Here is an 11,921-nt window from a genome sequence, read left to right as displayed (position 1 = left end):
CGGTCGTATCCCAGGGTGACGTCGTGGAGGGAAAAGGCGGCTGTCATGGCAGCCACCCCATCGCCCAGGCCGCGGCGATCCACAGCAGGGTCGCGAGGGCACCCGCCCAAACAAGTTGAACGGCCACGCCGCTGCCCAGAGGCGAGACGGCACGTCCGAACCGCGCCTCTCCCGCGGAGCCATTGATCCTGATTGGCCTACGCACAGTCGGTTTTCCTGATTTCAAACATTATTGATAAATTATTATCAATAAGGAGGCTTGTCAAGCAACCTGCCGACGGCTGCCCTGGAACATTCATCCATCCCGCCCACCGCCCCCGATTCGCACACCGCATCCCGATCTGTTAAAAAATCGTTCATTCGGCTGCGAAGAGCCCATCCCCAAACCCTGAACATTGAAACAGTCCGGCCGGAAAGGTGCAGCGTGATCGAGGTCGAGGGTCTCACCCGAAAGTACGGTGATCTGGTGGCGGTGGACGACGTCTCCTTTTCCATCGGGAAAGGGGAGGTGGTCGGTCTCTTGGGGCACAACGGCGCCGGGAAGACCACCATCATGCGGATGCTCACGGGGTACATCGAGCCCACCGCGGGGTCGGTGGTCATCGACGGCATGCCGGTTTCCGAGGAGCGCCTGAGTATCCAGCGCAGGCTGGGCTACCTGTCGGAGAACGCGCCGCTCTATCCGGACATGACGGTGGTGCGCTACCTGGAGTACGTGGCGGACCTGCGCGGGGTAGCGCGCGCCGAGCGGCCGGCGGCGCTCCGGCGGGCGCTGGAGCGGACGTGGCTGGCGGACCGGGCGCTGGACCCGGTGGCGACATTGTCCAAGGGCTACAAGCAGCGGCTGGGGGTGGCACAGGCCATCGTGCACGAGCCGGAGATCCTGATCCTCGACGAGCCCACCAACGGTCTGGACCCGGCACAGATCTTCCAGATGCGCTCGCTGGTGAGCGACCTGAGCGAGAACGCCACCATCATCGTTTCCACGCACATCCTCCAGGAGGTGGAGGCGGTGTGCGAGCGGGTGATCATCATGGTGCAGGGGCGCATCGCGGTGGATGCCCGGCTGAGCGAGCTGCGGCAGTCCAACCGGCTGGTGGTGGGGCTGGGCAATCCTTCCGATGACGCGGCCGGCCGCCTGGGCGACGTTCCCGGAGTCGCCGCGGTCCTGCCGGCGGAGGGGCCGCGGGGCGAAACCTACGCCCTGGAGCTCGAAGGCGCCACGGACGAGGTGGCGCCCGGGGTGGCCCGGGCGGCGGTGGAAGGCGGCTGGGACCTCTACCGCCTGAGCGAGCAGGCGCGCACCCTGGAGACCGTGTTCCGCGAAGTGTCGGAGAGAGGCAGCCATGGCGGGTAGCATCTGGAGCATCGCCAAGAAGGAGTTTTCCACCTACTTCTCGTCGCCGGTGGCGTTCATCTTCCTGGGGACGTTCTCGGCGGTGTGCCTGTTCATCTTCTTCTGGGTCGAGCAGTTTTTTTCGCGCAACATCGTCGACGTGCGCCCGCTGTTCGAGTGGATGCCGATCCTGCTGATCTTCCTGAGCGCCGCGCTGACCATGAAGATGTGGAGCGAGGAGCGGCGCATGGAGACCCTGGAGTTCCTCTTCACCATGCCGGTGAAGACGCTCCACCTGGTGCTGGGCAAGTTCCTCGCCTGCCTGGGCCTGGTGGCCATCGCGCTGGCGCTTACCGTGGGGGTGCCCGCGACCGTGTCGTTCATGGGCCCCCTGGACTGGGGCCCGGTATTGGGAGCGTACGTCGCGTCGCTGCTGCTGGCGGCGGCCTACTGCTCCATCGGCCTGTACATCAGCGCGCGCAACGAGAGCCAGATCGCGAGCCTCATCCTCACGACGGTGATCGGCTTCGTCTTCTACCTCCTGGGCTCCCTGACCTTCGGTTCCCTGGTGGGCCATCAATGGGCCGAATACCTGGGTCTGGCGGCCACCGGGGTGCGCTTCGAGTCCATCACCCGCGGCATCCTGGACCTGCGGGACGTCTACTACTACGTCAGCGTCGTGGGCGTCTTCCTCGCCCTGAACGTCTTCTCGCTGGAACGGCTGCGTTGGTCCAGGGAGGGGCAGAAGCCGCGCCACCGGGCGTGGCGGTTGGCCACGGCCCTGGTGGTGGCCAACTTCGTGCTGGCCAACTTCTGGCTGCAGCGCGGCGTCACGGTGCGCGCGGACCTCACCGCGGACCGGGACTACTCCATCTCGCGGGCAACCCGCGACCTCGTGGCCCAGTTGCAGGAGCCGCTGCTCATCCGCGGCTACTTCAGCGCACGGACGCACCCGTTGCTGACGCCCCTGATCCCGAGGATCCGCGACACCATCCGCGAGATCGAGTCCATCAGCGGCGGTCGGGTGCGCGCCGAGTTCGTCGACCCGCGGGAAGATCCCGGTCTGGAGGAAGAGGCCAACCAGCGCTACAACATCCGTCCGACCCCCTTCCGCACGGTCGACCGTTACCAGAACTCGCTGGTCAACTCCTACTTCGACCTGCTGCTCCAGTACGGCGACAAGCACGAGGTGCTGCGCTTCACCGATCTGATCGAGATCAGGGGCGGAAGGACGGGAACGCAGGTGCGCCTTCGCAACCTCGAGTACGACCTTGCCCGCGGCATCAAGAAGGTGCTTTACGGCTTCCAGGACATCGGCGCGCTCTTCGCCGGCATCGATCAGCCCGTGGAATTCGAGGCGTACGTCTCGCCCAGGGAGAAACTGCCCGAGTCCATGGCGGTTTTCCGCAGGCAGTTGCTGATCTCGCTGAGGGAGCTGCGCAAGGAGTCGGATGGGAAGCTCAAGTATACCGTGGTCGATCCGGAGGCGGAGGGCGGCGCGGTGGCGCGTCAGCTTGCGGAGCGGCATGGCTTTCGCCCCATGTCCCTGGGTCCCCTGGACCCCAAGAAGTTCTACTTCTACATGCTGATGAAGAACAACGGCACCACGGTGCAGGTGCCCCTGCCGGAAAAGCTCAACCAGGAGGCCGTCCGGCGCAGCATCGAGGGGGCGCTCCGGCGCCTGGCGCCGGGGTTCATCAAGACCATCGGCATGCACGTGCCTCCGCTTCGACCGCCACGGCAGCCGGGGATGCGTCCGCTGCCTCCGGAGCGCGGCTTCCGGTTCCTGGCGCAGAAGCTGCAGGAGAATTACCGCGTCCAACTGGTGGACATGACGTCCGGAGTGGTGCCGGACAACGTGGACCTGCTGCTCCTGGCGTCACCCGCGGACTTCACGGCCAAGCAGCGGTTCGCCGTCGACCAGTTCCTGATGAAGGGCGGCTCGGTGGCGCTCCTGACCTCGCCCTATGCCGTCACGCGGACCCAGGCCGGCCTGGCCGCCAGTCCGCATACCTCCGGCCTCGAACCGTTGCTGAAACACTACGGCGTGACCGTGCGAAAGACCCTGGTGCTGGACCCGCAGAACGAGCCCTTCCCGGTGACGGTGAACCGGCAGGTGGGCACGTTCACGGTGCGGGAGCTCCAGCTCGTGCCCTATCCCTATTTCGTCGACGTGCGCGGCCGGGGACTCAACGAGGACAACCCCATCACCGCCCGGCTGCCCCAGTTGACCCTGAGCTGGGCGTCGCCGCTGTCGCTTCCCGACGACGAGGACGGGGGCGTCCGCGCGACGCCGCTGCTCGCCAGCTCCGGCGAATCCTGGGTGTCCGACTCCTTGAAGGTGCACCCGGACTACAAACTCCACCCCAAGCTGGGGTTCGAGCGCGAGGGACAGCCCGAGGCGCGGGTGCTGGCCGGAGTGGTGGAAGGAGTCTTCCGCTCGTATTACGCGGGCAAGGAGTCGCCGCTGCTGGCCGCGGACGATGAGGAGAAGCCGGAGGAGACGGCGGCCGCCGAACCCGCGCAGGAAACCGCCGAAGAAAAGCCGGAGCCGGTGGTGACGGGTCTGATCGACAAGTCGCCGGAATCGGCGCGCATCATCCTGGTGGGCTCCAACGACGCCTTCACCGACCAGACGCTGCAGCTCTCGCGCGCGGCGGCCAACGATCGCTTCGTCAACTCGCTGCAGTTCATGGAGAACGTGGTGGACTGGGCGCTGGAGGACCGGGCGCTGCTGTCCATCCGCAGCCGTGCCCGTTTCGCGCGCACGCTGGTCCCCATGACGCGGGAGCGGAAGGCGTTCTGGGAGTATCTCAACTACGCTTTGGTGCTGGCGGGTCTCGCGCTGGTCTACGGCGGCCATCGCTACCATTTGCGCCGCGTTCGGGATCGCTATCACCGGGTGCTGGCGGTCTAGAGGGTTCAGCGTGAGTCGATCGATCAAGTTCCTGCTGCTGTTGTTGGTGCTGCAGGCCGGACTCGTGGCCTGGGTCCACCTGGAGGGGGACGCGCCCGACCCGTTCAAGGCCGACACACCGCTCGTGGCCGTGGACGTGGACAGCGCGGATACGGTCACCATCGAGCAGCCGGGGGAGCGTCTCCTGCGCCTGACGCGCAAGGGGGACGGGTGGGTGTTGCCGCACAAGAGCGATTTCCCCGTGCTGTCCGCGAAGTTCGAGCAGTTCACGGACAAGCTCCTCGGCGCCCGGCGGTCGTGGCCGGTGGGACAGACGATGGTGGCGGCGCGGCAGTTCAAGGTGACGATGGACGCGTTCGAAAGGCGGGTGCGGTTCCTCGAGGGCGAGGCGGTGCTGGGCGACGTCTTCCTGGGCTCGTCCCCGGGCTTTCGCAAGGTCCACGCGCGCCTCGACGGCGACGAGCATACCTACGCCGTTGACTTCAATGCCTTCGACGCGCCGGTGGACCCCAGCCAGTGGTACGACACGGAGGCGCTCAAGACGCCGGTGAACGACATCGCGCGCATCGATCTGGGAGCCTTCGCGTTGAAGGCCAAGGACGGAGGGTTCCAGGTGGAAGACCTGCGCGAGAACGAGCAGACCGACGTCGAGCCCGTGCAGGAGATGGTCGAACGGGTCTCCGAGGTGACCTTTACGGACGTGCTGGGCGACGGCGGCCGGGCACGGTTCGAGGCCGGCAAGCCGGTCGTGCGATACACCATCGAGCTCAAGGAGGGAACGCCCGTCGAGCATATCGTGGTGGCGCCCGACGAGAGCAATCGCTACATCCTGAAGAGTTCCGCGCAACCCTACTACTTCGAGGTGGAGAAGGACCCGTTCGACAAGCTGCGTGACACGAGTCGCGTGCAGGCGGTCAAGGGCGTGGATGCGGGTTGACAGGGGCGCCCGATCCTCGGATACTTCTGAGTCTCATGGGGCGGGCAAGCCCGCTCCCGACAAACGCACCAGCAATCACGCCCCGCGAAGCCAAGGGAGGAAACACCATGAGCGCACGTCCCATGCCGACCCAGGAAACGGAGCCATCCGCCGCCAAGCGCTTCATCACGGCCGTCCGTCAACTCCATGCCGGCGAGGCCGATGTCGACAAACGCTGGGAGAAGATGGGGCCGCTTCTGAGCGAGCTTCTGGCGGACCCCGGCGTCAGGGCGCAGTCGGAGCAGTGGCCGTCCTGTGATCAGGGCGGGTTGACCGTGGCCGAAGGCGGCCAGCGGGCGCAGAACCTTCTCCTGTACGAGGATCCGGACCACGGTTTCGTCATCAACGGGCTGGTCAAGGCGCCGGGGACGCGCACCAGCATCCACGACCACGCGCACAACTGGACGCTGTACGGTGTGCTCGACGGCAACGAGACCATCGAGCGCTACGAGCGGCTGGACGACGGCTCCAAGCCGGACTACGCGGAAGTGCGCAAGACCGAGAACGCCGAGGTGGGACCCGGCAAGATCGATCTGGTGCGCCCGTGGCAGATCCACGCCGAGGAGAGCGGCCCGCAGCGTACCGTCGCCATCATCGTGCGCGCCGAGAAGCCGGGCACCTTCCTGCAGGGAAGATACGACCCCGAAACCTGCAAGTACTGGCAGGGATACGGGCCCACCCAGATACCCTGCGATTTCGAATAGCCGCCGACAGGGCCGGGCGACTGACTCGAAAGTGGAGTTTTTTCGGGCAGTAGGCCTGTATATTTGACAAACAGGTTTACACCGATTACTCTAAGCCGATGCTTTTGAAGGAGTTCTGCATGACGCGCGTCTGCACGACCCGCTTCTTCGTGGCCTTGGCGAGTCTTCTCGTCCTCCTTTGCGGCAGCATGCCCTACGCGCCCGACGCCTTGGCGCGCGTACAGGCCTCCAAGCAAGCCGATCCGTTCGCCATACCCGCCGGCCTCGAGCCCGCCGTCAAGTTCTGGAAGGCGATTTTTCTCGACTACGACTCCACCCAGCTCGTGTTCTTCGATCCCCGGGACATGTCGCGGATACACGAGGTGGTCAAGGTCAAGCGGAACGCGAGTACCCGAAGGGTGTTTCGTTCGGTGCGCGCGCGGCTCCAGCGGCGCGGCATCCCGTCAAGTCGGATCAGGGCGCAGCGGGGCATCCGCGAGCGTTTCGAGAGCGGGGTGCGACGGTCCGGCCGCTACCTGGAGCACATGCGCAAGGTCTTTGCCGCCCGCGGGCTGCCGGTGGAGTTGACCTACCTGCCTCTCGTAGAGTCGTCGTTCAGGAACGACGCGCGTTCGTTCCGCGGCGCCGTCGGCATGTGGCAGTTCATGCCGCGCACGGGGCAACGGTACATGCGGGTGACGCGGCTCGTGGACGAGCGCAGGGATCCGATGGAGGCGACCCGGGCCGCGGCGCGCCTCTTGCAGGAGAACTACCGGGAGCTCCGCACATGGCCGCTGGCCGTGACCGCCTACAACCACGGGCGCGCCGGCATGAAGAGGGCGGTGCGCCGGGTCGGCACGCGGGACATCACCACCATCATAAGGCGTTATCGCAGCCGCACCTTCAAGTTCGCTTCCAAGAATTTCTACGCCGAGTTTCTCGCGGCCGTGCACATCATGCGCGAGGTCGATCGTCACCTGCCCCACGTCCGCCGCGATCCCCTGGTTCACCTGGAAGAGATCAGCCTCACGAAACGCGTCTCTGTGTCTTCGCTGCTGCGCCGCAGCCGCGTATCGCGAGCGGAGTTTCTCAAGTGGAATCCCGCGTTGAGCCGTCGTGCGGCGTGGTTGCCGAAAGGCTATCGCCTCAAGGCGCCGGAACCGCAGGGGCAATGGTTCCGCAAGGCCTTGGCGGGCATCGGGCCGACGTCGTCATTCCCGTACCATGTGGTCAGCCGAGGCGATACGCTCTCCGGGATCGCAAGAGTCTACGGTACGTCGGCGGGCGCGATCCAGGCGATCAACGACCTGCGGAGCGCCCACCTCTTGCGTATCGGGCAACGATTGGAGATCCCGGGCTGGTCGGCGGCCAGGTCCCGCGGGAAGGGTCGGTCCGTCAGGGTAGTGGACAGGCCGCGGGCAGTGGACAAGCCACGGGTTGCGGAAACGGCCGGTGACGACCAGGGCCTGCATCATGTCGTGAGACGCGGCGATACGCTGTGGGACATCGCCCAACTCCACGGGACAACGGCGCGTGCGATCCGGAGAGCGAACCGCGTGCAGAGCGTGCGGCGTTTGCGCGTCGGACAACGGTTGGAGATACCGGGCACCCAAAAGGTCGCGAAGCCAAGGCGCTTGTACCACCGCGTGCGCCGGGGGGAAACGCTTTCCGCCATCGCCGACCGCTATCGGGTGTCGCTGGCCGCCCTCCAGCGCGCCAACGGCATCCGCAACCGGAACCGGATCCACGTCGGCCAGCGCCTCAGAATCCCCGGCACTCAATCGTGACCGGATACGGGTGGGTCGGCACGGCCGCCCCTGCCTCTGAATCCTCCCGACGGGTCCGGGCGCGCGTCGTCGATATGCCCGTTACACCCTGCTCCGCCGATGCGATATAATCGTCGGAAACCATGTACCAGAGCCTTCTTCAGGCCACCGCGGGCTTCTACCTGCTGGCGACCGGCGCATTCATCCTCTACCTGTTCTCGCAGCGGGAGTCCTTCTCCCGCGCGGGTCAGTGGCTGCTGCTCGCCGGTTTCGTCGGCCATGCGGTAAAGTTCGCCTTCCTCTTTCATGACGCGGGCTTCCCCGCCCTCGCCCAGACCGCGGCCACGCACTCGTTCTACGGCTGGCTGATGGTGGGCGTCTACCTGACCGTACAGCTCCAGTACCGGCTCCCCATCCTGGGAGGCTTCGTCGCCCCGCTGGCGTTTCTGATGTCGCTGCGCTCCATCGCGTTGGGGGAACCGGGGCTGGAGACGCCGCCGGCGCTGCTGACCTACTGGCTGCCGCTGCACGTGACGCTGGCGCTGTTGGGGAACGCGGTCTTCGCTCTGGCGTTCGCGGTGAGCGTCGTCTACCTGGTGGTGCGGCGACAGCTCAAGCAGAAGCGCATGACCGGGCTGAGCCGCACCGTGCCGGCCTTGGAGACCCTGGACCGTCTCAACAAGATCTTCCTGGTGTGGGGCTTCCCGTTCATGACCCTGGGCATCCTTACGGGCAGCGTGTGGGCGTACGCGCACTGGGGCAACTTCTGGTCCTGGGATCCGCGCCAGATCACTTCGGCGCTGACGTGGCTGCTGTACGGCATCCTGCTCCACGGCCGGCTGACGGCCGGTTGGCGCGGACGCAAGGCGGCGGTCTGGACGATCGCCGGATTTCTGATCGTCCTGGGCTATTTCCTCTGGGGCGACGCCTTCTTCCTGAGCCGGCACGGAGGCCGCTTTGAGTGAGCCGGCGCACCACGTGCTGCACCAGATCCTCGTGGTCGGGGTGAATCACCGCACCGCGCCCGTGGAGGTGCGGGAGCAGCTTGCGTTCCCGGCCAAGCTCGTGGACGGCGCCTTGCAGGATCTGCTGACGCTCCCGTCGGTGGACGAGGGGGTGATCCTGTCCACGTGCAACCGCGTGGAAGTGGTGGCGGTGGCGCGGGACGGCCACGCCGGGCTCGCCGAGATCGAGGACTTTCTCAAGAGCCAGCCCGATGTCCACCTGAAGCCTACCCAGGACCAGCTCTACCACCACGCGCGGAAGAACGCGGTGCGCCACGTCTTCCGCGTGGCCTCCAGCCTGGACTCCATGGTCGTGGGCGAGCCCCAGATCCTCGGTCAGTTGAAGGAGTACTACGCCATCGCGCAGCAGGCCGGCACCGTCGGGAGCATCCTGCACCGGCTCTTCCATCGCTCCTTCGCCGTGGCCAAGCGGGTGCGGCAGGACACGGGCATCGCCAACCGCCCGGTGTCCGTGGGCTCGGTGGCGGTGGACCTGGCCCGGCGCATCTTCGACAGGCTGGAGGAGAAGACCGTCATGGTCATCGGCTCCGGCGCCATGGGCGAAGCGCTGGTGCGCCACCTGGTGGAGAACGGCGTGCGCAGCCTGATGATCACCAACCGGACTTTCGAGAAGGCGGTGGAGCTGGCGGACCGTTTCGAGGCCAGCCCCATCCGTTTCGAGGACTACGACCGCTATCTCAGGCTGGCGGACGTGGTCATCGGCTCGGTGGAGTCGGAGCAGGCGCTGATGACGCGCGACACCGCGGCCGAGGTGCTGCGGGAGCGCAAGCAGGACAACATGTTCCTCATCGACCTCGGCGTACCCAGGAACTTCGACCCGCTCATCAACGACCTGGACAACGTCTACCTCTATCACATCGACGACCTCACCGACGTGGCGCGGGAGAACCTCCGCGGGCGGGAAAGCGAGGCGGACAAGGGGGAGGAGATCGTCGACCAGGAGGTGGAGGCGTTCCATCGGTGGTTGACGTCCCTGGATCAGGTCCCCACCATCGTGGCGCTCAAGCGGAAGCTCGAGGAGATCCGGCGGGGCGAGCTCAAGAAGTCGCTGGAATCGAGCCTCAAGGACGTGTCGGAGCGGGAGCGCAAGGCCATAGAGGACCTGACCGCGGCCATGATCAACAAGATCCTTCACGCGCCGCTCACGCGTCTCAAGCAGCAGCCCGGCAACGACGCAGCCTACGACGACGCCGTCCGGGCGCTGTTCGACCTGGACGAGGAGCCGGTGCCGGGAGGTCCCCCCGACGCCGACCTGGACGAGGAGCGGGTACCAGGGCACCTTCCCGACGCCGACCCGGACGAGGAACGGGTGCCGGGGCGTCCCCCCGAAACGTCATTCCCGCGAAAGCGGGAATCCAGGGGTGGAGAGGGGTAGCGCGGGCCGGAAAGGCACCGCGACCGCGCCATGAACAGGTTTCGCATCGGCACCCGGCGCAGCCCGCTGGCCCTGGTCCAGGCGGAATGGGTCCAGGACCGTATCCGCGAGCACCATCCGCAAGCCGCGGTGGAGATCGTGCCCATCCGCACCAGCGGCGACCGTTTCCAGAATGTTCCCATCGAGCGGATCGGCACCAAGGGCGTGTTCATCAAGGAAATCGAAGAGGCGCTCCTGCGCGGCGACATCGACGTGGCGGTGCACTCCATGAAGGACCTGCCCACGGAGCTTCCCGAGGGGCTGGCCGTCGCCGCGGTGCCGGAACGGGAGGATCCCGCGGACGTGCTGGTGAGCCGTGTCGCCGAGAGCCTGGACGCGCTTCCGGCCGGAGCCCGCATCGGGACGGGCAGCCTCAGACGGCGCGCGCAATTGCTGCACCACCGCCCGGACCTCGCCGTGGTGCCCATCCGGGGAAATGTCGACACACGCATCGCCAAACTCGCCCGCGGCGAGGTGGATGCCTTGGTGCTGGCGCTGGCCGGGCTCAAGCGCCTGGGACGGGCGTACGAGACCGCACAGCCGTTGCCGCCGGAAACCTGCATGAGCGCCGTGGCCCAAGGCGCCCTTGGCCTGGAGACACGCAGCGGCGAGGTGGAGCGCCTGACCTTCCTGGACCACGCGCCGTCGGCCCTGGAGGTGGCCGCGGAGCGGGCCTTCCTGGCGCGCCTGGAGGGAGGCTGCCAAGTGCCCGTGGGGGCACGCGCCGTGGTGCGCGGCGACCGGCTCGCGCTCGCCGGCATGGTGGCGGAGGTTTCCGGGAGACAGGTCTTCAGAGGCGAGCTGTCGGGAGCCTCGGCGGACGCCGCCTCGCTGGGGATGCGGCTGGCCGAGCGGCTGCTGGCCGAGGGGGCAGGCGCCGTGCTGCGGGAGGCGCGACCATGAGCGGTCCCGTAAGCCCTGGCGAATGGCGGCGCCGTCCTCGGTTGGGGCGCGGTACTCCGAAGGTGCGCCCATGAGCGATGCCGCCACCTCCGGCGCGCCGCCGGCCGGCGCCCCGCTGTCCGGGCAACGCATCCTCATCACGCGCCCCCGAGAACAGGCCGGCGTCTTCGTGCGCGGCGTGGAGGCTCTGGGTGCGCACGCCGTGGTCTTCCCCACGGTAGAAATCCTGCCGCTCGCGGACACGGCCGCCCTGGACCAAGCCATCCGCGGTCTGCCGGAACGGGACTGGCTGGTCTTCACCAGCGCAAACGGAGTCCGGCACTTCCTCGCGCGCTGTGAAGCCCTGGCCCGCATGGACAGCCTGAAAGGGCTCTCCATCGCGGCCATCGGTCCGCAGACCGCCCGGCTGCTGGAGCAGCGAGGCCTCGCGGTGAGCCTCGTGCCCGAGGAGTACCGCGCCGAGGGCATTCTGTCGGTCCTCGGCCCCGAGCGGGCCCGCGGCCGCCGGTTCCTGCTCGCCCGTGTCGCGGGCGCGCGCGACGTGCTCCCGGAAACCCTGCGCCGCTGGGACGCGGAGGTGGAGGTGGTGGAAGCCTATCGCAACGAGCCCGTGCGCGAGGGCGCCGAGCGCCTGCCGGAGGTCCTCGACCGGGTGGACTGGGTCACCTTCACCAGTCCGAGCACGGTGAACGCCTTCATGGACCTGCTCGCCGGGGCGAACGCGGAGCTCCCCGCCGCCGTGCGGGTCGCCTGCATCGGCCCCATCACCGCCGACGCCGCCCGCCGCCACGGCCTGGATGTGACCGCGGTGGCGCGGGAATACACCATTTCCGGCCTCCTCCAGGCACTGGTGGAAGCCGCCGCCACGCACGTTGATAAACGCCGCGAGAAGACGTTATAG

At 67.3% G+C, this 11,921-nt stretch carries 9 protein-coding genes; all 9 read left to right on the top strand.

The features are described 5' to 3' along the window. Positions 1 to 424: 424 nt before the first annotated feature. The 9 genes from OXU42_09535 (at position 425) to OXU42_09495 (ending at position 11,921) form a co-directional block, all read left to right on the top strand. Positions 425 to 1,357: an ABC transporter ATP-binding protein gene (locus OXU42_09535; GenBank protein MDE0029626.1), complete on the top strand. Its 933-nt coding sequence runs from the start codon at positions 425 to 427 to the stop codon at positions 1,355 to 1,357. Then, positions 1,347 to 4,253, top strand: coding sequence for a Gldg family protein (locus OXU42_09530; protein MDE0029625.1), 2,907 nt, complete (start codon positions 1,347 to 1,349; stop codon positions 4,251 to 4,253). Before OXU42_09535 ends, OXU42_09530 begins: the two co-directional genes overlap by 11 nt. Before the next feature lie 10 nt (positions 4,254 to 4,263). Next, positions 4,264 to 5,190 carry a DUF4340 domain-containing protein gene (locus OXU42_09525; protein ID MDE0029624.1) on the top strand — a complete coding sequence of 309 codons (927 nt, stop codon included), beginning with the start codon at positions 4,264 to 4,266 and terminating at the stop codon, positions 5,188 to 5,190. Positions 5,191 to 5,297: 107 nt separating this feature from the next. Further along, positions 5,298 to 5,933, top strand: coding sequence for a hypothetical protein (locus OXU42_09520; GenBank protein ID MDE0029623.1), 636 nt, complete (start codon positions 5,298 to 5,300; stop codon positions 5,931 to 5,933). A 119-nt stretch (positions 5,934 to 6,052) separates the two neighbouring features. Further along, on the top strand, positions 6,053 to 7,699 hold the full coding sequence (locus tag OXU42_09515) for a LysM peptidoglycan-binding domain-containing protein (GenBank protein MDE0029622.1): 1,647 nt from the start codon (positions 6,053 to 6,055) through the stop codon (positions 7,697 to 7,699). Positions 7,700 to 7,821: 122 nt separating this feature from the next. Continuing rightward, a complete protein-coding gene (gene ccsA, locus OXU42_09510; protein ID MDE0029621.1) occupies positions 7,822 to 8,643 on the top strand; it encodes a cytochrome c biogenesis protein CcsA in 822 nt (273 codons plus the stop codon). Then, the gene (gene hemA, locus OXU42_09505) at positions 8,636 to 10,078 is read left to right on the top strand and encodes a glutamyl-tRNA reductase (GenBank protein MDE0029620.1); all 1,443 of its coding nucleotides are present in this window, start codon (positions 8,636 to 8,638) and stop codon (positions 10,076 to 10,078) included. Before ccsA ends, hemA begins: the two co-directional genes overlap by 8 nt. A 30-nt stretch (positions 10,079 to 10,108) precedes the next feature. Further along, complete coding sequence (hemC, locus tag OXU42_09500; GenBank protein MDE0029619.1) at positions 10,109 to 11,020, top strand: hydroxymethylbilane synthase; 912 nt, start codon at positions 10,109 to 10,111, stop codon at positions 11,018 to 11,020. A gap of 70 nt (positions 11,021 to 11,090) precedes the next feature. Further along, a complete protein-coding gene (locus OXU42_09495; protein MDE0029618.1) occupies positions 11,091 to 11,921 on the top strand; it encodes a uroporphyrinogen-III synthase in 831 nt (276 codons plus the stop codon).

It is taken from the genome of Deltaproteobacteria bacterium (genome assembly GCA_028818775.1).
Taxonomy (GTDB): domain Bacteria; phylum Desulfobacterota; class Binatia; order UBA9968; family JAJDTQ01; genus JAJDTQ01.
The sequence above is the reverse complement of the archived record's forward strand: the minus strand, read 5'-3'. Positions and strand labels throughout refer to the sequence as shown.